The sequence below is a fragment of the Gottfriedia sp. ABJ_BB2_2 genome (genome assembly GCF_055484705.1).
The window spans coordinates 23,637-49,141 of record NZ_JBVFKR010000004.1 but is presented as its reverse complement, the minus strand read 5'-3'; the positions used below and the strand labels follow the sequence as shown (position 1 = coordinate 49,141).

The following is a 25,505-nucleotide window of genomic DNA, read 5'->3' as shown; positions in this document are numbered from 1 at the left end:
AATAATGCATTTACATAAATACGAAAAAATTTGGTTAGCCTTTGGCATAGCTTCCTTAGTCTTATTTCTAACAATCATCGCAGTAACCGCCTTTGGATTTAATCATCATCCTGCTACGGGTATGGACTTAATTGACCCGAACAAGGTGAACGAAACCGCTCCTTTTGATCACCCGGGTGTAAATAAACTAAGCGATGGTACATATGAGGTTGTACTAATTGGTAAAACATTCGGATATGAACCTACTAAACTACAAGTTCCAGTAGGCAAAAAAATTGTTTTTAAATTAACAAGTACAGATGTTATTCATAGCTTTTCAATTGTTCATACAAACGTAAATATGATGGTTGTGCCAGGACGTATTAATACAAAAGAATATACGTTTAATAAAACTGGCAACTACTTAGTGCTTTGCAATGAATATTGCGGGGCTGGACATCAGTTTATGCAAACTACGATTGAGGTGGTAAAAGGTGAATAATAGGATTAACAAAAAAGACTCAAGATTAGCCTTAACAAACATTATTGTTGCCTATATTGCTTTTTTAATAGGTACTTTTTGTGGACTATTACAAGTGTTTATAAGAAATAAGGCACTAGAGTTGCCCTCTTGGCTTGACTACTATCAGGTTTTAACAGCTCATGGTGTTTTACTCGCATTAGTATTTACTACTTATTTTATTTTTGGATTTCTCATTACAGGAATGAGTAAAACTTTAGGTGAGTTTGGTCCAAAAGTGCGGTTATTTTCTTGGATCGGATTTATGGTGATGACAATTGGAACATTGCTTGCAGTTATTATGATCGTTTCTGGAAAAGCTTCCGTTTTATATACATTCTACGCTCCATTACAAGCAAGTGGATGGTTCTATGTAGCTTTAGCCCTTTTTGTAGTTGGAACATGGTTTAACGGATTTTCATTAATTGGACATTATATTGTTTGGAAGAAGAAAAATAAAGGAAGCTTAAGTCCACTATTTGCTTTTATGACGATTGCTACAATTGTTCTTTGGGTGATTGCTAGTTTAGGAGTAGCCGTTACTGTACTATTCCAGTTTATCCCTTGGGCATTCGGTTTTGTAGAAACAATTAATGTTGAGTTAAGCCGATCACTTTTTTGGTATTTTGGTCACCCACTTGTTTATTTCTGGCTTTTACCTGCATACATGGCATGGTATGTCGTTGTACCTAAAATTATTGGTGGAAAAGTATTCAGTGATTCACTAGCGAGACTATCTTTTATTCTATTTTTATTATTTTCAATTCCAGTTGGTTTCCACCATCAATTACAAGAACCTGGAATCTCCAGCTTTTGGAAATTTTTACAGACCGTCCTTACGTTTATGGTTATCATCCCATCTTTAATGACGGCATTTTCAATGTTTGCAACATTTGAAATAACAGGAAGAAAAAAAGGTGGAACCGGCTTATTTGGTTGGTTTGTTAAACTACCTTGGAAAGACATTCGTTTTACTTCCATTTTTATTGCTATGTTTTTCTTCATTCCTGGTGGAGCAGGTGGAATCATTAATGCAAGCTTCTCACTAAATGAGATTATTCATAATACGCTTTGGGTTGTTGGACATTTTCATATAACAGTTGGAACTCCTGTTGCAATGACTTTTTTTGGTTTAACATTTTGGTTAATTCCTTATTTAACAGGAAGAAAACTAACAAAAGTAGTACAAAAATTAGCCTTTATCCAAATCATTACGTGGTCTATCGGAATGTTGTTAATGTCAACAGCAATGCATATTTTAGGGCTTTTAGGTGCACCTCGACGAACAGCCTATACTGATTATGCAAACCATCCTGCTACACTTGAATGGTTTAATGGTATTTTATCAAGTCATGTAACAGTGGCAGTTGGTGGGTCGATTTTATTTCTATCGGCTATGTTACTAATTCTTATTGTTTTGCAATCATTATTTACTTTACCAAAAGCAGTGGCAGAAGAAGATTTCGTTGAGTTTCCGATTGCTGAAAGTGATGTAGAAAATACACCTAAAATATTAGAGAATTGGTGGCTATGGATTGGAATCGCATTAGTTTTAATCGTAATTGCTTACACAATTCCTTTAGGAAATATGCTACAACATCATCATACACCAACGGGTTCTGAAGGATTTAAAACTTGGTAGGAGCTGATTTTATGTTCGTTTTGACGTTTTCTTTAATATTAGTAGCAACCATTTGTATCACCATATGGGTTGAAATCGATATGTTTGAAGAATAAATAGAAAAAAGGCACGTTCAAATGATGAACGATGCCTTTTTTCTTTCACCGATTTTGTAAATCAATCAATTGTAATGAATCATTATAATACATTAAATAATACTATCGATTAAAAAATCTAGGTAAATATTCTTTGTGGGCCTCAAGCATTTCATCTACGATTGCTACAGCCAATTTATCATTAGCAACCAGTGGATTAATCGTCAATGCAAGAATTGCTTTTTCACGACTTCCTTCAACTGCAGCCTCAATTGCCGTCTGTTCAAATGATTTAATCGTTTGAATCAAACCACTAACTGGTACTGGTAGTTCTCCAATTGTTAACGGAACTGGACCATCCTTTGTAATGACGCAACTGACTTCAACAGCACCATCATATGGTAAGCCTGAAATTGCACCTTTGTTCAAAGTGTTCAATGGTTGAATATCTCTAGTATCATTGTATATTGATGAAATCAAACGACATGCCGCATCAGAGTAGTATGCTCCACCACGTTTCTCTAACTCAGGTGGTTTTATATCTAGCGTTTCATCTCTATATTTTTCAAATAAAGATTCTTCAATCCTTTGCACGACTTCTGCACGCGTTTCATTTGACTCAAAATCTTTCAATGCTCTTTCCAGCATCTCAGATGTTTTGTAGTAGTAGTGATGGTATGAGCATGGAATAACATTGAGTCCTTTTAAGAATTCAGGTGCCCATTCTTCTGCATCAATATTTTTTACAAAACTTGCATTAGCTGGATCCATGATCATTTCAAGTACTTTCTCTTTTACACTGACTCCATCTAGATAAACTTCTAATCCGAAAACCATATGATTAAGCCCTGCAAAATCAATTCGAACACGAGCGTAATCTACATTTAATAGCTTTGCAATGCCCATTTCCATTCCAATCGGTATATTACAAAGTCCAATAAATCGCTTAATATTTGAATATCTTAATGCGGCCTCAGTTACCATACCAGCAGGATTTGTAAAGTTTAATACCCACGCATCTGGACAAAGTTCTTCAACTTCCTTACAAATATCCAAAATAACTGGAATCGTACGTAGTGCTTTAAACAAACCACCAGCACCATTGGTTTCTTGACCGATTACACCATGTTTTAAAGGAATTCTTTCATCAAGTGCTCGCGCAGCTAATTGTCCAACACGAAGTTGAGTCGTAACGAAATCAGCATTTTTTAAAGCCTCACGACGATCATAAGAAAGATGAACCTTAATTGGAACTCCAGCTTTTTTAACCATACGCCTCGCTAGCGCACCAACTGTTTCTAATTTCTCACGACCCGCTTCAACATCAACAAGCCAAAGTTCTGTAACAGGTAGTTTGTCATAACGATTTATAATACCTTCAACCAGTTCAGGTGTATAACTTGAGCCTCCACCTATTGTCACAATTTTAAATTTCTTGGACATTATTTTAGGCCCCTCTCATACAAGTCAACGAACTCTTTTGCTAAGTCTTTTACGGTCATCGCATTCATCAAGTGATCTTGCGCGTGAATCATTAAAAGTGAAATCTCTGTTGGATTTCCGCCGATCTCTGATTGAATAAGTGTTGTTTGAATATGATGTGCCTCGTTCAAAGAATCGTTTGCTTCTTTTAATTTCTTGCGAGCTAAATCCATATCCTGTTTTTTTGCTGCTTGAATGGCTTCCATTGCAGCACTTCTACCATTCCCACCATGTAAAATCAATGTGAAAATTTCTGTTTCATTCTTTACCATAAACGGACCTCCTTTCTCTTTCATGATCAATTCTGTCAGGAAAAATCCTTATGGCCTCAAATTTTTCATGTTTATATTTAATGTTATTTATCTTCTAGTGACTAGATAAGAAGAGAAACTTCTCAATATTTTATACTACTTATTATTTATTAATTTAATGGCTTGCTCGAGAATCGCTTCTCCATCACACATTCCGTAACTAAACATGTCAATCACATCAATTGGAATATTATTCTCTCCACAGACACTTTCCATTTCTTCCAAAAGAAAACGTACTTGTGGCCCTAACAATAATACATCTGCCTCTAAGAATTCTGAGCGAATAACTGATTCAGAAACTGTCCAAATGTTGGCTGAAATCCCTTTAGACTCTGCAACTTTTTCCATTTTAGATACAATTAAACTTGTTGACATGCCAGCAGAACAACAAAGTAAAATATTCATGTAGATTTCCTCTTTCTATAGTAAGCTTTTAAACGCCTTTTTTATCTGCAACTACTAAACGAGCAATTCGATCGTAAGCAGCTAACGATTTTGGATTAGCAAATATGCTGATAACTGATAGTAAGAATGGGATGCCTTGAAAAAGAAACATCGACAAAAATTTAAAGAAACTTCTAACAATGACTAATATGCCATAAGCAAGCTTACCTTTTTGGTGATTAATGTGTGTTAGCTTCAATCGAAAGATCCTTTTTCCGAATGTGGATCCCAATACTAGGGTAGTTAACACTTCATAACAAAACCAGATAATAAGTGCTTGAAGAAAGGCTTCATTAAAGAGAGACATTACCCTTACAGTCGCATCTTGAGTACCAGTTTCACCCATTGTTCTATTTATTTCAATCATCTTTGTTAAGACCCCAGGAAAGTTTGCAAATCCTGTTAGTCGATAAACGATCGAAAGGAGGATTGAAACGATCACCGCATCGATGAGAAAAGCAACTATTCTTTTTAATCGAAACTGAGTAACTATTTTCTTTTTGTTATTCATCGTTTGTTTCCGCATTTCATAATCAAGTGTTCCGATTCATACTAACACATATATAGCAATGAATAGGATAGTTGTCAGCCTTGAATCGTTTGACTACCTGAAGAAGATACCGCTTGATTATTACTTGCTTTCTCCATTTCTAAGTTTTTCTTATCCCACATCTTAATGAATGGGAACCAAACTGCAAAGGCAACTGCAAAAGCAACCAATTGCATCACAACACCCATAATCTTACCACCCGTCATAAGATAACCACTGATAAAATATGGAGTTGTCCAAGGAATGATTGTACCAGTCGTATGTGGGAAAATACCCAGTGACGTTCCAAAATAGGTAATTGTCAATACCGCTATTGGTGCAATCATGAAAGGAATCATTAAGAATGGGTTTAAAACAATCGGAACACCAAACATAATTGGTTCGTTGACGTTAAAAATAGAAGGCCCGATTGCCAAACGTCCAACTTTCTTAAGAAGCTTTGACTTCGCTAAAAACATCATATAGATTGCGACTGGTAACGTAGCACCAGATCCACCCATCCATATACCATTTTCATAGAAAGTATACGTAATGATATGAGGTAGTGCTTTCCCCTCTTTAACAGCTGCTAAGTTTGCATCTGCATTTGTAATCCAAATCGGCTCCATTACCGATGTGATGATTGATGAACCATGAATTCCAAAACTCCATAATGTGTGTTCTAATAAACTCGCAATCAATGTACCGATATAAGTTGAACCTAAAATCGTAAATGGTTTTGTAACAACCTCTTGGATAAATGTTGCGAACGTTTCCCATCCTGTAAAAGAAAACGCATATCGAACAAGTAAGAAGAGTGTAATAATTACAAATCCAGGAATAAGAGCTGTAAACGAACGTGAAACCGTTGGTGGCACAGTATCCGGTAATGTGATGATTAATTTCTTTTGTAAGAAGAAACGATAAATTTCAGCAGTTATAATTGCAACAATTAAACCAAGGAATAAGTATTGGGCACCAAATAAATCAGGCGACCAAGCAGAAACGCTTTCTTTATCAACCGTAAATGTGCTCATGATATTAACTATTAAATAGCCTGCTAATGCTAAAACACCAGCTGGAACACCATCAATTTTCTTTTTATCGACTTTGTAACTACTAGCAAGTGAGTATGCTACCCCAAACACAGCAATTAAAGCAATGATCCCCATTGTACCGTTATAAACGATGTCTCCAAAAGCATTCCAATTCTCACCAAATACTTTGGACATAAAGCTTTGATACCATTCAGCTTCTAACCAAGCTACGATAATGAAGAATGAACCTATTATCATTAAAGGCATTGCAAACATAATTCCGTCACGTAAAGCAAGTAAATGTCTTTGATTACCTATTTTCGAAGCGATTGGTAAAAATTTCTTTTCAAAAAATTTATTTTTCATCGAATTATCACTCCTCTATAAATCTTGGTATACGGACATTTCCATATACCAAGATTTTTTAATAGTTTAATAGTTTTTATAGTCCGACTAACGTCAACGTTATGGCGATAGTGTTTTCAAATAAGTATTCATTTAAAGTTTGTATTTCACAACAGTCGCTTCGTTACTGTACACTTTTACATTTCCAACAACAGTGTAAGCACGAACTTTAAAGTAGTAAGTTTTACCTTTCACTAGACCTGTAGCAGTTAATGTTGCTTTTGTAGTTGTTTTTGTCACTTTGCTTGAAAAATTGCTCGCTGTTGCGCGACTAATTTCATACCCTGAAACACCACTAACTCCAGTCCAAGTTAACTTAATTGAAGTCGAACTTACTTTTGTAGCTTTTAAGCTTTTCGGTGAAGCAACAACCCATTTTGCGTAAAGTGTTTTGCTTTCTACTACTCTATCAGTTGTAAAGTTCCAAGCTGTTTTTAAAGATTCATCTTGGTACCATCCAGCAAATACAAATCCTTTTCTCGTTGGATTAACTGGCTTTGCAATTACATTATTGTAAGTTGCAGTTTGTGCATTAACGACCGATCCGCCTTTTGAATTAAATGAAACTTTGTGCGAAGCATTCTTAGAAACAGTACGGTCAAACATCATAACGTGGCTATCTGTTTCAAATCTAGGCTCTCCATCCATTGTCATTGCAGAGTAAATAACGGTTGCAGTGATTTTAGCTGGATTATTTGTTTTATACGTAACTTGTCCAGTTTCACTATCGACAGCTACATCATCTGGTGATGAAGATTCATAACTAATTTGTACATTTCTGTTTCCATCCGTATTTAAACCTTTTTCAGCCATTGCATTTTTCAACCATGTTGGATAAGCAAATGAATTTTTGTCTAGCTGAGCAGGAGAAATTTGTTCTGCTGCTTTTTTAGGGTCAACAACTTTGATTGTATATGTGATTTTTGCTGGTGTTCTAAAGAATCCATCAATAACATACGCAGTAACTGTAGTTGTTCCTGGTTTTAAAGCAGTAGCATAAGCACCGTAGTACTCACCATTTACACTTAAATCGGTTGCTCTAACGTTTCCTTCATCTCCGTAAGTTGCGATGTTTCTTAGGTCGATCACTTGAGATACATTTGCATCGGCATTGATTTGTGTAGGCAATCCATTATTATATCCTGCTTGATCCCAAGAATTTGTTGCCCAAGAAACATTTCTTACATATCCCTTTGTTTTAGCATCTAATCTTACAGAGTCACCTACGTTAATCGTATATGTATGTGTATCTGCATTATATTTAGCATGAGGATTCATAGATGCAATGTTTGTTGGATAAGCTAAACTTTCTGTACCTTTATTTACAGGTGCAGTAACTTTTGATCCTAAATCTTCTACATAAGCAGCATCTTCTGGGTTTTGCGTAATCCAATAAGGCATAGAAATTACAGTTGAAGATTCCATCGTTAAACTGTTACCTGAGTCAATCGTTCTTCGATCCATCGTTCCGAAAATGTTCGTGTTATACTTAGACATCATCACTTCATCACGTGGAATTAATTGGTCAACCATAAGATTTGGTGCTACATGAGTTACATCATTTCTGTTTGCCGATAATACATCAAAGTTCATGAAATTGTTAGGGATACGAGACATGTACCATTCTGAACCTGCAAGGTCAACCTGTGCATTTCCAATATTAATCCCTTTAGCTTTCAATGCACCTAGAGAAGCTGCGTAGAAAGTTGTCATGAATGGATTTTTCTCTCTCTTTTCATTTGTCCACCATTGGTTCATGCCTTCTAAGATTTCGTCGCCGTTAAACTGATCAGCATGGTGAGATAATGTGTAATATGCTAGTGCTTCTTCTTCCTCATCCGAATAGTTCATGTATGATTCGTGAGTTACACCACTTACACCGATATCGTCACCGTTATGAGCAGCAATACCAAAGTATCTTGCTAGATATTGTAAAGTCATATCAAGCATTGATTTTGAGTTATATGTTTTTGGATACCTTACTTCAAAATCATTGTGTTCATTAGCTTTTTCTGACGTTTTTACGCCATTCATTACCTTATACTCGTTTGCAAAATCAAGTGGTTCAATTACATCAATGCCCTGAGCTTTAAGGATTGCTTTTTCTTCAGGAGTATATCCACCCAAATCTCTTGCAACTACAAGTGCTTGTAATTGTAATTGAGCATTTAATGGGCCATCTTCATAGTCTGCGTCTCTTCCCCACGCATCCTTATTTCCGTCAAGGTATTCAGGGTTTAAATTTGCCCATCTAGTTGGAGCATTAGGAACGTTTAATCCATTTCCACGAATAGTCCCTTCATTAAAACGAGCTTCAGTTGGATTCTCACCATTAACTGTTAATTGGAAATAGTTATTTAGGACTAATGCATTTGTATGGTTAATCATATTATTTTTAATTAGTGCTGCTAGTTCTGGATCCACATCTTTGAAAGCTTTATATGCTAGATCAAGTGTAAAATAATGACCTACTAATTCATCTGTAGAAGTAGTTGCTTTGTAAACAACTTTATCTGAGTTTAAAGCTTTTGTATCAGCATCCATACCTTCGTTTTGGCTTGCAAAAATTTCAGTTAAACGTGGAGGAACTGCAACTGTATCATAAGCTTTAAGAGCAGGGTTCGTTCCATTTTTGAATGATCCTGCGACATTATAGTAAACTGTATTTCCATTTATGTCCGTTTCTTGTCCAGCCTTCTTTTTAATCCATGCATTATCCCAAGTTTCAGCTTCTGGAAGTGTAGCGCCATTGTTACTTGTGTTAACCTTGTACGATCTAGCAAAGAAACCAGCTGAAGCAGGTCTTTTTGTATGATCTAATGTATACTTACCATTTTCATCAACGTAAACAGGCTTTCCTTCGTTCTCTGCAAGCCACGCTTTTGCTTCATCGATAGTTGATACATTACCACCATAAGATTTAACAACATATACATAGTCGTTTACATTGTTTTTAGATGTAACTTTTAATTGCGTTCCAGATATATAACCAAGCGTTACGATAGACTCGACTGCACGAATAGCAGCAGCTTTTGCATCTTGAGTCCTTGAATCAGATTCACCAAAGTGTTCTTTCATGTAGTTGTATCTCCAGATTTCCCCTGAAGCATACATTGTCGTCCAAAGTCCATCATTGTCTGTATCATAGTTTCCTCTAGCAGCATCTTTATCAGCAGTCATAAGCGCTTTAATCATATCCGCCTGTGAATTAAATCTCATATTACCAGACTGGAATCCGAATCTATCTGTGTAGTTTCTAGAAATTTCTGTTTGAAGTAGAGCTTTACCCATTAGAGACATTTGCTTACGTACAATATGCGTTGCATTTCCTTTTTCACCTAAAACCCAAAGTCCATTATTACCATCAGGCATAATGTTGGTAATCACTTCCTTTGCGTTAAATGTAGCAGCTGCACCACTATTATTTGTACCAGAACCTGAAGTTTCTCCAGTTTGAGGTATATATCTTCCACCTTGTAAGTATTGAATTTGATCAGCAGGAGATAAGTTAGGATCGTAGAGTGTAATAGCATCTGAAACGATTCCAGTAATTACGCCATGTGGTCTCTCATCACCCAAAAGAATTTTATCATTCGACTTGATTAACGTATCTTTTGAAATCAACCATTTTACGCCGTTTTCTCCATTCACATAGCCTACATAGTTTTTGGAAGGAAACTTCTTCCCTGATGGAGCAGTCGGTATATTGGTTACTTGCCAATTTGTTGTAGCAAGTGCTTCTGGAATATTCGGATCTCCTGCATTGTAATAGTAAACAACCTTTTCAAGATTTGTAGATTGCTGCGTTTCAACGACTGTTACGGTAATATTAACCGTTGCAGGATTACCATCCTTGTCTACTCCAGTACCAGTAATCTTTGCTGAACCACCAGACACCCCTAAAACCTTACCGCTGTAATCACCTTTTTTGTTACCAACTAGATCAACATATGCCACATAAGGATCAGAAGTTGTCCATTTTACTGGCTTTGTTGTATCTAAACCTGCTGGCATTGCACGAGTAATTTGAGTCGTATTCATATAAATGCTTGTACCAGTTGATACTGGAGCTACTGTAAACGAATTAGTTGAAACCGTAGGAGCCGCTTTTACAGAGATAATACCACTATAACTACTAGCGAACATTGAAGCTGCCAATACTGAAGCTGGAAGTGCTCTACCAAAAAGCCATTTATTTCTTTTCATTTATCTTCCTCCAAAGTAATAGTTTTCGAATCAATTTTAACTCCAGGTCATTGTGCAATTAAACAAAATCAAATCTGTGTACTTCCAAAACAATTTACTTTTCTTCTACCTCCCCCGTACTTATTGAGATGCCTTTACAAGAAAAATGTTGACTCTGCTGAGTTAGCAAAAATATATGTTCATCATCCCTTGATTCCATTTCGTAATCGCTTACAATTCGAAAAGAAGGAACAAATGATATCGCATAATTTATTTTGTTCTACGTAACTATCATTCAACTAAACCCAAATACTCGTACTCTAGTTTTTTAATTCATATACGTCTATCAATTACGACCCGTATTGAAACAAAATTTTCGAAATTTCATACTGAAAATCATTGAAACTAGTCGATTTTAAAACTTTCTGTTTCGCTTCGGGATGATCCATTAAATGTAGAAATAATCGACTTAGCTCCTTGTGTAGAAACAAGTCGCCAGCACGTAAATTAATTAAAAATAGAATTTGTACGACTCTCCCTTCGATCGTCGGCGGATTCTTAAAAATGACTACACTAATTGAATCTTGAATCGCAACCATTTTTAATGCATGTGGCGCTGCAATTCCATTTTGAAGAATCGTCGATATTTTTTCTTCACGGTCGACTACTAAAGCAGGATAGTCCGGCGTTGCAAAACCTAATTCAACAACACTATTTGCTTTTTCTTTAATGAAAGCTTTATAGTCAAAAGACTCTCTGCTTTCTTCTATATAGAACAACTCTCGATGAAACAGAGATAATAGTGATGGCTCATTTCCCTTCACTCTACTCGTTGGGTACTTTGTCAGTGTCCGACGAATTCTCTGAACATCTGCTTCTGTTAAGATTGGTGCAACTTGAATGTACGGAATTGAAAGATTGTCAAACTTAATGGAAATCGATGAAACTAATAAGTCATAAGAATCTAAATCTATAAATTGCAGTTCGCTATACACAACAACATCAATTGTTGCACCTTGAAAAAGGTTTTCAAGCTTCATTTTTAATAGATCAGCTGAACCTGCTCCTAATCCGTAGGATAATAGAATTTTTTTATAAGAACTTAATTGCTTTTGCTTCTCTCTTTCCATATGGGCTGCTAAGTGCATTGTAAGATAGCCCATCTCATCACTAGAAAGCTCGAATCCCCATATTTCCTTGATCATTTCAGAAAAATTTAAAGCAATCATAAAAACATCAGAATATCTACTGTATACATCATCTATTAATGGATTGGTAAGCTTCAAATTAAAATATAACCTTCTTAACAGAGGATACATATGCATGATCAGCGTATTCATCAGTTGCTGGTCACCTGAAAACTGAGTTAAGAATGTTTGATCTAATTTTTCTAAACACTTCTTTAGCTTTTGTTTCAAATCATTCTTTTCTTCTTCCTCAATATCATCCACACTTGATTTTCCACTTATATGTGCGGCTAGATAGATAATCTCACTCTCTGGTAAAACCACATGATATAATTCAGAAAGAATTTCACAAATTTTCTTTGATATATTCATAAATGATGGCTTTATTAGAGAAACATCTAACTTCTTTTCTTGATTAGGTAAGATAAAATTATGCTGTGTTACTCGAAACGCGAGTACTTGAATATGCAATAAAATGTTCTCAAATGCAAAATAGCTTAATTTCAATTGATTGCATTGTATTTCCTCACTCAAAACAGTCCTAATTTCTACAAAAGGAAATACTTTTTCAAAATTTTGATAATTTGATTTCTTCAACAGCCCTGCTTCTTTTTGACTTAAGAAGTATGAAAACGCCCTTCTAAAATTTGTTTCGTCACCTAGTAAACGAACACCATAACGAGATTTTGTTTCTACTTTTAAATCAAAGATCCTAACTTGTTTTTCAACTTCAATCATGTCGCTAAAAACTGTCGATCTGCTGATCATTAAGCTATCAGCAAACATATCAATCGTTTGAAACTCAGTTGTTTGAATCAGAAGCATAATGATATTATTCACACGAACACGAGGTAAATCTGGAGCTAAAGCTCCCTCAATTTCTTTCAAATACGTTTGAAGCTGTTCTTGATTTACCACATGAAGTAAATAGCCTTCACCACGTTTTTTCTGAATCTCAAATCCAGTCTTTTCACCAATTACGTTTAATTCTTTCAATTCATTTCGCAAAGTCCGATTTGAAATGGCGAATTCTAATTCCAGTTCATGTGATGTTAGTGATTTTCCTTTTTGATACAAATATTGTAAAATTAGATCTCTTCGCATACATTACCTCACCACTCTAGATGCCGCTCTAGTATCTTTAGTTTACTTTCCTCAAAATCTATTTAACAGTTTGATTTTTTCCAACATAGTTCGCAATATCAAACAAAAACCATTCAAACGTAAATGTAAACCCACGTACAAACTTCCATTGTCATAATACAACTTTAGCCCTATTAAAAATACAGGAACATTTTACTAATATCATTCACTGAAAACATATGAATATAATAATTACTTTAAAAAAATTGATTTATCAGTATTTTGCGACCTTTTGTTATAAGCTTTACTTCACAGCACGTTCACGATTCCTAAAGAGAGGTTTGACTTGTTAATTTTTTCGAACACAAAAAAAAGTTCCCAGGTCATGGGAACACTTCATTCAAACCAGATTCTTTTTTTAATTACTGTTCTACCGTTTTATTATACACCGTAATATTTCGCAAACAGTTCTTTATTCCATTCATCTCCGCCATCAACATTAGAACTCTTAAACACAGGTGGTTTCAGGCCAGCTTGATGGTATTTTTTTGCTAATAAAATCGAGATGGTTTGAGCAACAAAAGCTCCCACGATTGTAGAAGTTGCTCCCATACCTGTATTTGCTTCTTCAACATAAAAAGCAGCATCTCCAGGTCCAGTACAACTATCAATAACTACATCACTAAAGTCATAAAGATATTTCCCACTACTATGTCTCGATTTTGAACCTGCAGGATGATTGGGATTTGTAAAAGCAATCACCTTTGCACCACATTCCTGTGCCATTTTTGCAAGTTCAACAGTCATTCCATTTCTTCCTGAATTAGAAGCAATCACAAGTATATCCTTCGGGTTAATTTTGTATAAATCAAAGATTACCTTTGCATAGACTTCTACGCGTTCAATTACAGTACTTTTTAATGGATGATCGTGTAAAAAAAATTCATTCGGCAATATTGGAGACACTTGGGCGAATCCACCCGCTCTTACATAAAATTCTTCTGCAAACATATGTGAATGACCTGAACCAGTAACAAGGAAGCGACCACCATTTTGGATGGCATCAAATATACATGTTGCCGCTTCTTCCATTTTTTGAATCTGTGTCGTATACAGTTTTTCAAGATTAGCCGTTACATATTGATAATAGTTCTCCATTGTACCATACCTTCTTTAATCGATTTTAGTACCTCAAAAGTATGATAGTGAAATTACCACCCATACTTCTTTTCACTCCATTTTTTAATTATCAAATCTTGTTTTACAAAAACTAAACTATTCTTCTCAATATCTTTATCAATGATTGAACCTGCGCCAAGAACACTATAAGCACCAATCTTGCAACCAGGCATAATAATCGTATTCACACCTGTTCGGCAATAGTCCCCAAGATAAGCAGCATTTGAAAAATATAATGGTACTTCTTTCCGTCCATTCACAACGTGCTCAGTTTCTCCGTCGTCAAATCGTAATGTTCCACAAACTGTTGCTGCTCCAATATCCGTATGACTACCAATTGCACCATAAAACTCACCATAGTGGTAAAGGTATACCTTATCCATTACCATTCCACCAAGGAATTCAGCACAATGGTCGAAAATACAATGTGAACCGATTGATACACCGTCATAAATGATGCAATAATTGCGAATTGCTGTATGATCCCCAATCACCGCATTGCCATTGAATATTGCTCCGTTATCAATGTTTGTATTGTCACCAACAATCAGGTTACCGTGAATCACAACTCGATCACCAATTGACGAATTTTTACCAAGCTTTACGTAACCATTAATTGTTGCATGTTTTGAAATAGTTGCACCTTCAGCTAGTTGGTTCTCTTGTAAAGCATTGCAAAAATGATTCACCATAAATTCGTTGGCTTCTAACATATGCCAAGGCTTGTCAATATCAAAGAAATAACCACTACATTCGATCGCGTGTAATGCTTCTTTCTCAAGTGATTTCAGAAGAGCAGCTTCAATAAATCTCTCTTTTGGAGTACCTACACCAACTTTTACGTTTGGAAAATAATCAGGTGTTCTTTTCACTTCATCTAAGAGTAACTCATCAAAACGAAACCCAGCGAATTGATGGGTCATGCTATCCCCACGAAAGTGCGCACCGATGGACTTAACAAAGCCATTCTCCATACTCGCACCAATCCAGTTTCTTGCTGATTCTTTTAACATTTTCAACAAAACGGCAGGTTTTTTCGCTTTTAACAACTTCTCCAGATCATTTTGTTCAATGATTGTATCCCCATAGAGAACAATAAATTCCTTCGTATCGGAGAGTTGCTCTGCTCCCTTTATCAGACTGTCTGCACTTCCTAAATTTGTTTGAACAGTTACAAATTTAATATTTTCTATATCATATAAGAGATTTTCTATTTCTCTTTGGTGTTCTTCATTTACAACAACAACATTTTCTTCTATTCCCAAAGCCACAATGGATTCAATGTTGTAGCGAATTAATGACTTCCCCGCGATTTTTAATGAAGTTTTGGAGCGAACTTCGCTAAAAGGAAACATTTTACTCCCTTTGCCCGCCGCAAGAATAATTGCCCTTTTTACCATTCCATCACCTCACATATAAACATTTTACTTATAATCTACCAATCGAAATTTATTTTTACCTGCTAAGAGGTAAGGTAATAAACCTTCTGCAAAGGGATGAACAAATCCAATAACATTATGCTCAACCGAATGTCCTAAATCTTTCAAAGAGATTTGTACTTCCCCTTCATATTGTGCACTTCGATTATTTAATACCGAGACCGTATACTGATCTCTTGGTGCACTATAGCAGGGAGGCACATCTATTCCTCTCGAATCCGTCGCTCGAATTAGATTTGCAGGCTGATCAACTCTTGATATAAGGACTTGCTCTTGCATTTTCTGTTTTATTATTTGAGGCACAAACTGATTAAAAACAACTGGAATTTCAATATAATCCTGTTTGTAGCATCTTGCCATTTCAGTCAACTCTGAAAGATCCGCAAACGAGTCTCCTATCAGCACATCATTAAAACCATTTGCAAATAACTCTAACATGGCAATATGACTAGGCAAAAAGCGATGTTTTTCAATCGTACAGACTCCATGACCTAAGTGGTGTAAATCTTTAGGAGAAAGTTGGGATGCAATAAACCCACCGACCGGCACACCGAATGAAGCAAACAAATCGTTAATTGGACGAATGTCTTCTAAAGACAATGCTGTATCTGGTAGTGGAAAAAAATTGTGACAAGCTGTTAACTGTCCAATGTTTCCTTCTTTTTCAATCGTTTCTAAAAAATCTCGACATTCATGTAAAGCGCTTCCATTTTGATTATTAGAAGAAGACATTGATGCATTTACTTCTATTTGAATCCTCTGCTGATTTTTTGAAAGAACGGCAACTTCTCCGTTTGTAAAACCTCCATCAATACGGAGTCTTGTAATACCCATCTTTTGTAAAGCTGAAAGATCGTTCAATGTACATCCAAGCTCTTTGAACACTTCATCATTTATATCAGCAGACACAGACATACCAAGCTCTTTACAGTAACTAAGTATTTCATTCCAAGTGTTTGCACTAACATTCTGAGCACCTTCAAAACCATGATTATTTAAAATCAGTGAAACAAAAACTTTATTAAAACCTAGTGAATTTGCCTTTTCCAAGTAGTTTTTGATCTGATCTATAGGATAAAAATTTGGATATACACTAATTCCTATTTCACGCATCTTTTGCCCTCATTCCTTACTATTCTTGATTGGTATTCACTTGTATTTTTGCACCAATAATAATGGCACCGAATACAGGATCATAAAGTGGTGTTGAAATCTCTACTTGCGGTAAAACCACACTTAATTTTTCTTTTAAACCACCGAAATAAGCAGTTGATTTAGTCAACAAGCTACCGGCAACTGATAGACGGAATGTTTCTGTCCCCATTTGTCGACTAATCCCTACAACTAAACGAACTAGTTTTTCTAGCTCTCCTTCAACAATCGTATGAGCAGCCTGATCCCCTTTTGTCCATGCTTCTAGAATAATTGGCGTACACGAAGCGATCTTATCTACCGGAAGTGTGTCTTCTAAGTATAATAAATCCATAAAATCTTCTGGAGAAGTCAACTGAAAATGAGCAAGTAACTGATCTGTAAATGAAGTTGGCGAAATTACTTTGTCATACTCTTGCATGACTGCTGCAATCGCATGTCGACCAATTTGAAAACCGCTACCTTCATCACTGATTAATCCACCCCATCCACCTGATCGTACAATTTTTCCATTTGAATGAATCCCCACAACAATAGAACCTGTACCAGCAATCATCAATGCATCTTTCCGATCTCCGTTACCACCAACAAGGGCAATTTCTGCATCGTTCACAACTTCTAATCGGCAGGTAAATCCACTTTCTCTTAAAGCAGACAAATAGATTTCAACATCCTTTGGTCGATCGACACCTGCAGAACCTAGAACTAAAATCGCATCTTGCAGTCGCTTCCCAAAACGCTTTACCAATTCTTCATATACTTCACGAAATACTGGTCTCAGACCTTCTACTCCGATGTTATTATAATTCGACATCCTAAAATTTCGATCAAAAAGGATTTCTCCATCTAATTGTTCTTTGACCAAAACTCTCGTTTTCGTTCCTCCGCCGTCCATTCCAATAATCAATCTATTATTCATAATCAGTCGCTTCACCCTTTCCTTAATCAATTATCTTTATCTCAATTGTTGCAATAATTGTATAGGAAACTTTACTCTTTTTCTAGGTGAATATTTTCTACATAAGAAGGAAAAAAACCACTTATTAGAAAGTGGTTTTTTGAAAACATACTTAGCATCCATTAGATTTACTATGATCATTGTTAAAAGCTAATAAAATATTAAGTTATTTCATCACAATTTATAAAAAAAGAGCCTTTCTGTTGAAAGGCCCCTTTGGTTCATTTACTGCTTTCTTACAAGCTCCGCAACACACTCCACATGACTAGTATGAGGGAACATATCTACCGGTTGAATCTGAGTTGTTTCATAACCACCGTCTTCTAATACACGTAAATCGCGAGCTAGTGTCGAAGGGTTACATGATACATAAACTACTTTACTTGGTTTCATATCGATTATTGTATTTAGTAGTGCCTCGTCACAGCCTTTTCGTGGAGGATCGACCACTAATACTTCTGCTGTAATGCCTTGCTTATACCAATTCGGAATGACTTCTTCAGCTTTGCCAACTTCAAATTCAACATTTGTCATCTGATTAATTGAAGCATTTCTTTTTGCATCCTCTATAGCTTCTGGAACGATTTCAACTCCGTAGACCTTTTTGGCTTTTTGAGCTAAAAATAATGAGATTGAACCAATACCGCAGTAAGCATCAATCACTGTTTCATTTCCATTTAAGTTTGCATATTCAAGGGCTTTGTCATATAGCACCTTCGTTTGAGTTGGATTTACTTGATAGAAAGATCTCGCAGAAATTTCAAAGGTAATATCACCGATTTTATCTTTAATTGTTTCACTTCCGAATAAAACAAACGTTTGATTTCCTAAGATGACATTTGTTTTTTCGTTATTTACATTTTGAATGATACTCGTTATGTTTGGATATTTTTCAACAATTTTTGAAACAAGCTCTTCCTTCTTCGGAAAATTAACTTTATTTGTTACTAACACTAGCATTGATTCATTTGTAAAATGACCATAACGGGCCATAATATGACGTAAAATTCCTTTATGCGTTAATTCATTATAAGGCTCAATCTTTAATTCATCGCATATGTCTTTTACATCTTGAATCATATCGTCATTTTCTTTTCCTTGGATAAAGCATTCATTCATCGGTATGATTTCGTGGCTTCTTTTTTGATAAAACCCTACAACTAGTCCACCTTCAAGTTCTCCTACTGGTACCTGCGCTTTATTACGGTAGCTCCAAGGATCCTCCATCCCTAATACTGGGTGAATAACGACATCTTCAAGCTTTCCAATACGCTTCATTACTTCCGTTACTTGTTTAAACTTTGCGTCGAGTTGTCCTTCATAACTCATGTGCTGCGTTTGACAACCGCCACATTGGTTATAGATTGAACAAACAGGTTCAACTCTCACTGGACTTTGATTTTGTAATTCAACTACTTTTCCAAAACCATATCCTTTACTTGTTTTGATGACCTTTATTGTGGCTTTTTCACCTGGAAGAGCATTTGGTACAAATATTGGATATCCTTCTACCTTAGCTACTCCATGTCCTTCATGCGTTAAATCAATAAATTCAACATCATAAAATTGATTCTTTTCTACAGGTAACACTCTTTTCGACAAGTCCCTTACCTACCTTTCAAATACTTATTCCAAATAACTATTATACAAAACAAATAACCACGAAACTACCGTGGTTACTTCAGACCGCCAGCCAAACGCTCGCTTTCTTCGTTGCTTCGCCTGCTTGCGGTGCTCATTACCGTCAAAGGTAATTCCGCTCCTCATCTAGCTTTACGCCTCAAAAGACAAGCGTTTTCAGTCAGTCTGAATCTCTAAGTTTTTGTACTTTCTCTTCAAACTGAAATAACCACGAAACTACCGTGGTTATTTTTACTATTTATTGCTTATTATGGTACGAAAATCTCTAAGTGATTATACAACATATCTACCGTACATGGCGTATCTCCACCGTATTCACCATCAATATTTAGAAGTAATTTATCATCTGAAGTGAATTTCAAATGACTAGCTCTAGTATAAAGAACATGATCATTGTGTACATGCTGTCCACGTAATAATTGTGCACAAACTCGAATAATTTCAGCTATATTCGATTTCTTTAGAACAAGTAAGTCAAATTGACCATCATTTATACTTGCTTCTGGAGCAATTTTTTCAAAACCGCCTACAGAGTTTGTGTTTGATAATAAGAATAAAAAGGCTTCTTCATCAAATACTTTTCCATCATACTCAATTCTTAAACGAGTAGGTTTCACTCTTGGTAGCATTTCGATACCTTTTAAATAATAAGCGAGTTGCCCTAGTACTGTCTTTAATTTACTAGGTACTTCATAAGTTAGTTCTGTTATTTTACCTGCAGCTAGTATGTTAACAAAGTATTTATCATTTACTCTTCCTATGTCTAACGGAATTGTATTTCCTTTAGTTATGACATCTGCTGCTTCCATAATTGACACATTTACACCAATTGCTCTAGCAAAATCATTTGTTGTCCCAACTGGGATTAGTCCTAGCTTTGGTCGATACTCTTGTTCTGCCAAACCACTAATGACTTCATTTAGTGTTCCATCCCCACCACAGGCTACTACTAGATCAAATTTTCGCTCACATGCTTCTCGTGCTGCAATTGTCGCATCACCTGCGCCTGTTGTTGCATGGCAAGAAGTTTCATATCCAGCCTGTTCGAATTTTTGTAACACTTCAGGAAGCTTTTTCTTAAAAATTTCACGACCAGAAGTAGGGTTGTAGATAATTCTTGCTCGCTTCATCATTAACCATCCTACTTTTTTATTTAAGTCCTCTACCCTCTATCGTAACCTAAAACGTTTTTGTAGTAAACTTTTTCCATTTCTCTAACTATTTTTACCTTTCTAATCCCTATTCAAACGCATAAAAAGATATTGATTCTAACTAAGTATTTTTTGTTGTTGCCGAATGACCTTGCAACACCCTTTGGTTATCAAATAGTTTTTCATTGATATATTTTATATGTTTTTGAACAACTTAATACTAACATGTGTAATTTTTAATATTACAAAATAAATCAAGTTCAAAAGGAACGGTATGACTTAATGGAAAAACACTCATTAGAACAGGTTGAATATTTAGCATCAAAAAAATTAACTGTATATAGAAATAGCGTGATCAGATACCTGATGAGAGCTAGTATGGCAAGCATGTTTATTGGATTCGGAGTTATAGTGGCTTTTAAGTCCGGTAACTATTTTTATATTGTTCATTCCCCATTCGCATATCCCATGGCAGCAATTACATTTGGCGTGGCTATTCTGTTAATAGCGTATGGTGGTGGTGACCTCTTTACTGGAAATACTTTTTATTTTACATATTCTGCTATTAGGAAAAAAATGAAGTGGTCTGAAGTGTTAACATTATGGGGGCTATCCTATATTGGTAATATAATAGGGGCAGCTTGCTTTGCATTATTAATCCATCTAACAGGGCTATATAATGATGCTAGCGTTAACAGTTATTTACTCAGTGTGGTCGAAAAAAAGATGCACGTCCCAACTAGCCAACTATTTTTTAGAGGGATCTTATGTAATTGGTTAGTTTGCTTAGCATTCTTTATTCCGATGACATTAAAAGAAGATATTTCAAAAATAATGACTATGCTATTACTTGTATTTTGTTTTTTCATTTCCGGTTACGAGCACAGTATCGCAAATATGTGTACGTTTGCGATCGCCCTAGTCATTGATCATCCAGAAACAATTTCATTTAATGGTGTAATTCATAACCTCATACCAGTAACAATAGGGAATATCATCGGTGGGAGTATTTTAATGGCTTTCTTTTATTTCTATATAAATAAACCTTTTTTAGATCAAAATGAAAAGTTTTCAAAATAAAAAACTACGAGTTTTCACTCGTAGTTTTTGTTTTCGGAAGACTTCAATTAGCGTTTTTGAATTTCTTCCATCAGAATTTTATTTAATAATGGTGGATTTGCTTGTCCCTTGGTCGCTTTCATCATTTGACCAACAAGGAAGCCAATCGCACGATCTTTACCATTTTTAAAGTCTTCAATAGATTGAGGATTTGCATCCAATGTTTCGATTACGATTTTACGAAGTGCGCCTTCATCAGATAGCTGAACTAAGCCTTGTGATTTAACGATTTCGTTAGGGTCTCCACCTTTTTCAATTAACTCAGTGAATACTTTTTTCGCTATTTTTGACGAAATTGTTCCGTCAGAAATTAATTTCACTAGGCTAGATAGGTTTTCAGGTGTTAATGCAACATCGCGTAATTCTTTTTGTGATTTATTTAGGTAGGCAGATACTTCACCCATTAACCAGTTAGAAGCTAACTTTGCATCTGCTCCGTTCGTTACAGTTGCATCAAAGAAATCAGACATTTCTTTTGTTAAAGTTAGAACCATTGCATCATATGCTGGTAATCCTAATTGCTCAACATAACGTTTTTGACGAGCATCTGGAAGTTCAGGAATGCTATTTCTCACTCTTTCTTTCCACTCATCATCGATATAAAGTTCAACTAGATCCGGCTCAGGGAAATAACGGTAATCATCTGAACCTTCTTTTACACGCATTAAGATTGTCGTTTTTGTTGATTCATCATAACGACGTGTTTCTTGTTGGATAATTCCTCCAGATAGAAGAACCTTTTCTTGACGGATTTGCTCATGCTCAAGTCCTTTTTGAACGAAAGCAAATGAGTTTAAGTTTTTTAACTCTGCTTTTGTACCAAACTCTTCTTGACCGAACGGACGTAAAGAAATATTTGCATCACAACGAAGTGATCCTTCTTCCATTTTCACGTCAGAAACACCTGTAAATTGAATGATTGCTTTCAATTTTTCTAAATATGCATAAGCTTCTTCAGGAGTACGGATATCTGGCTCAGATACGATTTCAATTAAAGGCGTACCTTGACGGTTAAAGTCTACTAATGAATAACCTTCATCAGTATGGTTTAATTTACCCGCATCTTCTTCTAAGTGAACTCGAGTAATACCAATACGTTTCTTCTTGCCACCAACTTCAATTTCAATCCATCCATTTTCACCGATTGGCTTATCAAACTGAGAAATTTGGTAAGCTTTTGGGTTATCCGGATAGAAATAGTTTTTACGATCAAATTTTGTTTCTGTCGCTATTTCGCAATTTAAAGCCATTGCAGCTTTCATGCCATAGTTTACAGCTTCTTCATTTAACACAGGTAATACGCCAGGATAGCCTAGGTCAATTACGCCTGTGTTTGTATTTGGATCTGCACCAAACGCATTAGGGCTTGGTGAGAAGATTTTTGATTTTGTTTTTAATTCTACGTGTACTTCTAAACCAATTATCGTTTCAAAATTCATCTTTCCCGCGCCTCCTTACAGTTGTGGTCTTTGCTTTGTAAAATCAGTTGCTTGCTCGTATGCATGTGCAACTCTGTAAATCGTAGACTCATCGAAATGCTTACCAATAATTTGTAAACCTAAAGGTAGACCTTCATGGAAACCACAAGGAATCGAAATGGCAGGAACACCAGCTAAGTTAATTGGAATTGTTAAAATATCATTTGCGTACATCGTCATAGGGTCGCTTACTTTTTCGCCAACTTTAAAAGCAGGAGTTGGTGTTGTAGGACCAATAATTACATCATAGTTTTCAAATACTTTCTCAAAATCTTCTTTGATTAAAGTACGAACTTGTTGTGCTTTTTTATAGTATGCATCATAGTAACCAGAGCTTAATGCATATGTTCCAAGCATAATACGACGTTTTACTTCATCTCCAAAGCCTTCCGCTCTAGTTTTCTTGTAAAGGTCGATTAAATTTTCTACATCATCAGCACGGTGACCATAGCGAATACCATCAAAACGTGCTAGGTTAGCAGATGCTTCAGAAGAAGATAGTAAGTAATAAGTTGCTAAAGCGTATTTAGAATGAGGTAAAGAAACCTCTTCCCACGTAGCTCCTAAGCTTTCTAGTAAGTTTAATGCTGCCATAACAGAAGCACGAGCTTCCTCGCCAACACCTTCACCTAAGTATTCCTTTGGTACAGCAATACGAAGACCTTTTACATCTCCAGTAAGAGCAGTTAAGAATGAAGGAACTTCAACATTTGCAGAAGTAGAATCACTCGCATCTAACCCAGAGATTGCTTGTAATAATAGTGCATTATCTTCTACATTTCTAGTAATTGGACCAATTTGGTCTAATGATGAAGCAAATGCTACTAAACCAGAACGAGATACACGACCATATGTAGGTTTTAATCCAACAACACCACAGAAAGAAGCTGGTTGACGAATTGAACCACCTGTATCAGAACCTAAAGAGAATAAAACTTCACCCGCAGCAACAGAAGCAGCAGAACCACCACTACTACCACCTGGTACATACTCGATATTCCATGGGTTTCGAGATCCACCAAATGCAGAGTTTTCATTAGATGAACCCATTGCAAATTCATCCATATTTAATTTACCAATTGTGATTGCTTCAGCTTGAGCTAATTTCGTCACAACAGTAGCATCATAGATTGGATTAAAGTTTTCTAGAATCTTACTCGCACAAGTAGTACGAAGACCTTTTGTTACAATATTATCTTTTACACCAATTGGCATACCAGAAAGAATACCACGAGACTCGTCCCATGCTTTTTCATCAAGTGCTTTTGCTTGTAAACGTGCTTGCTCTTCGTTTAGTGTTAAAAATGATTTTACATCTTGATCAACAGCAGAAATTCTTTCATATGACTCGTTTACTAACTCTTCTACTTTAATCTCTTTTGACTTTAACTTCTTATGTAATTCCGAAACTGTATATTCAAATAAAGACATTTACTATTCCCCCCTTAATCTAATATTGACGGTACTTTAACTTGTCCATCTTGGTGGTCCGGTGCATTTTTAAGCACTTCTTCGATCGCTAAACCTTTTGCAGGCTCGTCCTTACGCATAACATTACGCATTGTTAATACATGTGTAGTTGGTTTTACATTTGACGTATCAAGCTCACCTAATTGCTCAGCAAAATCTAAAATTGCGCCAAGTTGCTTTGAAAATTTCTCTGCTTCTTCTTCAGTTACCGCTAAACGTGCTAAATGAGCAACGTGCTTTACTTGTTCCATTGTAATTTTTGACATTATTTTTGCACCTCCATAAATTTCGCACAACATACAATATACTGATAATACCAAATTTCCCATGTCTCGGGCAACATTCCACTTAAATCCAAGTAAAAATATATTTGGTAACTTAATGAAAACATTTACATTACATTTCTATTAATCAAACGTTTGTTTACATTATGAATTCTATTTAGCTACTTCTATTCTAGTTAATTCAATTCCGTATTGTTTGAAATAGTCTATTGAATACTCATCTGGGTACCCCTCATTATATACAACTCTAGTTATGCCTGCTCCATTAATCATTTTGGCGCAAGCTCTACATGGAGCTGTAGTGCAATATATAGTCCATTCATCACTTTTCGTTTTTTGAATACCCGATTGTACAAGCTGATAAATTGCATTTTCCTCAGCATGAAAAGCATCACATGGATAATCCTCTGAATATTTGCCACTTTCCAGAATGCCCTCTTCACGAGCAGCAAAACGTGGACAACCACCATCAATACAATGCTTAGCTCCTTTTGGATAGCCATTATAGCCTGATGCAATGATTCGACTATCACAAACTATAACCGCTCCTACCCTTCTACTACCACAAGTTGAACGAAGAGAAGTGATAAATGCTTGACCTAAAAAATATGAATCCCAATCATCACGAGTTCCTAAAGGAATCGAGTCAGCTAGTTGAATGATTTTCTGTAAAATTTGCATACTTCCCCTTCTCTCTGTTCATTTTAGTCTAAATAAAATTATATCATACGTTAGACTTAAGGGATAAGGACCTAT

General features: G+C 35.7%; 20 protein-coding genes. 3 read left to right on the top strand and 17 right to left on the bottom strand.

Features of this window, described 5'->3' with window-relative positions; all coding sequences use genetic code 11:
* Positions 1-4 precede the first annotated feature (4 nt).
* Both ACX6U0_RS11170 and ACX6U0_RS11165 read left to right on the top strand, forming a co-directional pair.
* Positions 5-481: a cytochrome c oxidase subunit II gene (locus tag ACX6U0_RS11170; protein WP_464960011.1), complete on the top strand. Its 477-nt coding sequence runs from the start codon at positions 5-7 to the stop codon at positions 479-481.
* Positions 474-2,141 (top strand): b(o/a)3-type cytochrome-c oxidase subunit 1, encoded by a 1,668-nt coding sequence (locus ACX6U0_RS11165; RefSeq protein ID WP_464960010.1) that lies wholly within the window; start codon positions 474-476, stop codon positions 2,139-2,141. The genes ACX6U0_RS11170 and ACX6U0_RS11165 overlap by 8 nt, the downstream gene beginning before the upstream one ends.
* A gap of 197 nt (positions 2,142-2,338) precedes the next feature.
* Here ACX6U0_RS11165 and ACX6U0_RS11160 read toward each other — a convergent pair whose 3' ends face one another.
* From ACX6U0_RS11160 to ACX6U0_RS11100, 13 genes are all read right to left on the bottom strand, one after another.
* Positions 2,339-3,658 carry a 6-phospho-beta-glucosidase gene (locus tag ACX6U0_RS11160; RefSeq protein WP_464960009.1) on the bottom strand — a complete coding sequence of 440 codons (1,320 nt, stop codon included), beginning with the start codon at positions 3,656-3,658 and terminating at the stop codon, positions 2,339-2,341.
* The gene (locus tag ACX6U0_RS11155; protein WP_464960008.1) at positions 3,658-3,969 is read right to left on the bottom strand and encodes a PTS lactose/cellobiose transporter subunit IIA; all 312 of its coding nucleotides are present in this window, start codon (positions 3,967-3,969) and stop codon (positions 3,658-3,660) included. Before ACX6U0_RS11155 ends, ACX6U0_RS11160 begins: the two co-directional genes overlap by 1 nt.
* A 135-nt stretch (positions 3,970-4,104) precedes the next feature.
* Entirely contained in the window at positions 4,105-4,413 is a 309-nt protein-coding gene (locus ACX6U0_RS11150) for a PTS sugar transporter subunit IIB (RefSeq protein WP_464960007.1), read from the bottom strand.
* 28 nt (positions 4,414-4,441) lie between these two features.
* Positions 4,442-4,963, bottom strand: coding sequence for an RDD family protein (locus ACX6U0_RS11145; RefSeq protein WP_464960006.1), 522 nt, complete (start codon positions 4,961-4,963; stop codon positions 4,442-4,444).
* A gap of 74 nt (positions 4,964-5,037) precedes the next feature.
* Positions 5,038-6,384, bottom strand: coding sequence for a PTS cellobiose transporter subunit IIC (celB, locus tag ACX6U0_RS11140; RefSeq protein WP_464960005.1), 1,347 nt, complete (start codon positions 6,382-6,384; stop codon positions 5,038-5,040).
* 132 nt (positions 6,385-6,516) lie between these two features.
* Complete coding sequence (locus tag ACX6U0_RS11135) at positions 6,517-10,629, bottom strand: InlB B-repeat-containing protein (protein ID WP_464960004.1); 4,113 nt, start codon at positions 10,627-10,629, stop codon at positions 6,517-6,519.
* 329 nt (positions 10,630-10,958) lie between these two features.
* Entirely contained in the window at positions 10,959-12,899 is a 1,941-nt protein-coding gene (locus tag ACX6U0_RS11130; RefSeq protein WP_464960003.1) for a BglG family transcription antiterminator, read from the bottom strand.
* 420 nt (positions 12,900-13,319) lie between these two features.
* Entirely contained in the window at positions 13,320-14,036 is a 717-nt protein-coding gene (locus ACX6U0_RS11125) for an SIS domain-containing protein (protein WP_464960002.1), read from the bottom strand.
* A gap of 53 nt (positions 14,037-14,089) precedes the next feature.
* On the bottom strand, positions 14,090-15,457 hold the full coding sequence (locus ACX6U0_RS11120; RefSeq protein ID WP_464960001.1) for a sugar phosphate nucleotidyltransferase: 1,368 nt from the start codon (positions 15,455-15,457) through the stop codon (positions 14,090-14,092).
* A gap of 24 nt (positions 15,458-15,481) precedes the next feature.
* Entirely contained in the window at positions 15,482-16,609 is a 1,128-nt protein-coding gene (locus tag ACX6U0_RS11115) for a MupG family TIM beta-alpha barrel fold protein (RefSeq protein ID WP_464960000.1), read from the bottom strand.
* Positions 16,610-16,628: 19 nt separating this feature from the next.
* Positions 16,629-17,567 (bottom strand): N-acetylglucosamine kinase, encoded by a 939-nt coding sequence (locus ACX6U0_RS11110; RefSeq protein WP_464959999.1) that lies wholly within the window; start codon positions 17,565-17,567, stop codon positions 16,629-16,631.
* 264 nt (positions 17,568-17,831) lie between these two features.
* Entirely contained in the window at positions 17,832-19,208 is a 1,377-nt protein-coding gene (gene rlmD / locus ACX6U0_RS11105) for a 23S rRNA (uracil(1939)-C(5))-methyltransferase RlmD (protein WP_464959998.1), read from the bottom strand.
* 287 nt (positions 19,209-19,495) lie between these two features.
* A complete protein-coding gene (locus tag ACX6U0_RS11100; protein ID WP_464959997.1) occupies positions 19,496-20,380 on the bottom strand; it encodes a diacylglycerol kinase in 885 nt (294 codons plus the stop codon).
* A gap of 300 nt (positions 20,381-20,680) precedes the next feature.
* Here ACX6U0_RS11100 and ACX6U0_RS11095 point away from each other — a divergent pair, with 300 nt between their 5' ends.
* Positions 20,681-21,478, top strand: coding sequence for a formate/nitrite transporter family protein (locus ACX6U0_RS11095; RefSeq protein ID WP_464959996.1), 798 nt, complete (start codon positions 20,681-20,683; stop codon positions 21,476-21,478).
* Between the two features lie 47 nt (positions 21,479-21,525).
* On the opposite strand, the gene gatB is transcribed toward ACX6U0_RS11095, so the two are convergent.
* From gatB to ACX6U0_RS11075, 4 genes are all read right to left on the bottom strand, one after another.
* Positions 21,526-22,956, bottom strand: a complete 1,431-nt coding sequence (gene gatB, locus ACX6U0_RS11090; protein ID WP_464959995.1) for an Asp-tRNA(Asn)/Glu-tRNA(Gln) amidotransferase subunit GatB — start codon at positions 22,954-22,956, stop codon at positions 21,526-21,528.
* A 15-nt stretch (positions 22,957-22,971) separates the two neighbouring features.
* Positions 22,972-24,426 (bottom strand): Asp-tRNA(Asn)/Glu-tRNA(Gln) amidotransferase subunit GatA, encoded by a 1,455-nt coding sequence (gene gatA, locus ACX6U0_RS11085; protein WP_464959994.1) that lies wholly within the window; start codon positions 24,424-24,426, stop codon positions 22,972-22,974.
* 14 nt (positions 24,427-24,440) lie between these two features.
* Positions 24,441-24,731 carry an Asp-tRNA(Asn)/Glu-tRNA(Gln) amidotransferase subunit GatC gene (gene gatC / locus ACX6U0_RS11080; protein WP_088001805.1) on the bottom strand — a complete coding sequence of 97 codons (291 nt, stop codon included), beginning with the start codon at positions 24,729-24,731 and terminating at the stop codon, positions 24,441-24,443.
* A gap of 171 nt (positions 24,732-24,902) precedes the next feature.
* Complete coding sequence (locus tag ACX6U0_RS11075; RefSeq protein ID WP_464959993.1) at positions 24,903-25,430, bottom strand: deoxycytidylate deaminase; 528 nt, start codon at positions 25,428-25,430, stop codon at positions 24,903-24,905.
* Between the last annotated feature and the right edge of the window lie 75 nt (positions 25,431-25,505).

Coding starts and splice junctions, on each gene's coding strand:
- ACX6U0_RS11170 (WP_464960011.1), top strand. CDS start 5: ATGCATTTACATAAATACGAAAAAATTTGGTTAGCCTTTGGCATAGCT.
- ACX6U0_RS11160 (WP_464960009.1), bottom strand. CDS start 3,658: ATGTCCAAGAAATTTAAAATTGTGACAATAGGTGGAGGCTCAAGTTAT.
- ACX6U0_RS11155 (WP_464960008.1), bottom strand. CDS start 3,969: ATGGTAAAGAATGAAACAGAAATTTTCACATTGATTTTACATGGTGGG.
- ACX6U0_RS11150 (WP_464960007.1), bottom strand. CDS start 4,413: ATGAATATTTTACTTTGTTGTTCTGCTGGCATGTCAACAAGTTTAATT.
- ACX6U0_RS11145 (WP_464960006.1), bottom strand. CDS start 4,963: ATGAATAACAAAAAGAAAATAGTTACTCAGTTTCGATTAAAAAGAATA.
- celB (WP_464960005.1), bottom strand. CDS start 6,384: ATGAAAAATAAATTTTTTGAAAAGAAATTTTTACCAATCGCTTCGAAA.
- ACX6U0_RS11135 (WP_464960004.1), bottom strand. CDS start 10,629: ATGAAAAGAAATAAATGGCTTTTTGGTAGAGCACTTCCAGCTTCAGTA.
- ACX6U0_RS11130 (WP_464960003.1), bottom strand. CDS start 12,899: ATGCGAAGAGATCTAATTTTACAATATTTGTATCAAAAAGGAAAATCA.
- ACX6U0_RS11125 (WP_464960002.1), bottom strand. CDS start 14,036: ATGGAGAACTATTATCAATATGTAACGGCTAATCTTGAAAAACTGTAT.
- ACX6U0_RS11120 (WP_464960001.1), bottom strand. CDS start 15,457: ATGGTAAAAAGGGCAATTATTCTTGCGGCGGGCAAAGGGAGTAAAATG.
- ACX6U0_RS11115 (WP_464960000.1), bottom strand. CDS start 16,609: ATGCGTGAAATAGGAATTAGTGTATATCCAAATTTTTATCCTATAGAT.
- ACX6U0_RS11110 (WP_464959999.1), bottom strand. CDS start 17,567: ATGAATAATAGATTGATTATTGGAATGGACGGCGGAGGAACGAAAACG.
- ACX6U0_RS11100 (WP_464959997.1), bottom strand. CDS start 20,380: ATGATGAAGCGAGCAAGAATTATCTACAACCCTACTTCTGGTCGTGAA.
- ACX6U0_RS11095 (WP_464959996.1), top strand. CDS start 20,681: ATGGAAAAACACTCATTAGAACAGGTTGAATATTTAGCATCAAAAAAA.
- gatB (WP_464959995.1), bottom strand. CDS start 22,956: ATGAATTTTGAAACGATAATTGGTTTAGAAGTACACGTAGAATTAAAA.
- gatA (WP_464959994.1), bottom strand. CDS start 24,426: ATGTCTTTATTTGAATATACAGTTTCGGAATTACATAAGAAGTTAAAG.
- gatC (WP_088001805.1), bottom strand. CDS start 24,731: ATGTCAAAAATTACAATGGAACAAGTAAAGCACGTTGCTCATTTAGCA.
- ACX6U0_RS11075 (WP_464959993.1), bottom strand. CDS start 25,430: ATGCAAATTTTACAGAAAATCATTCAACTAGCTGACTCGATTCCTTTA.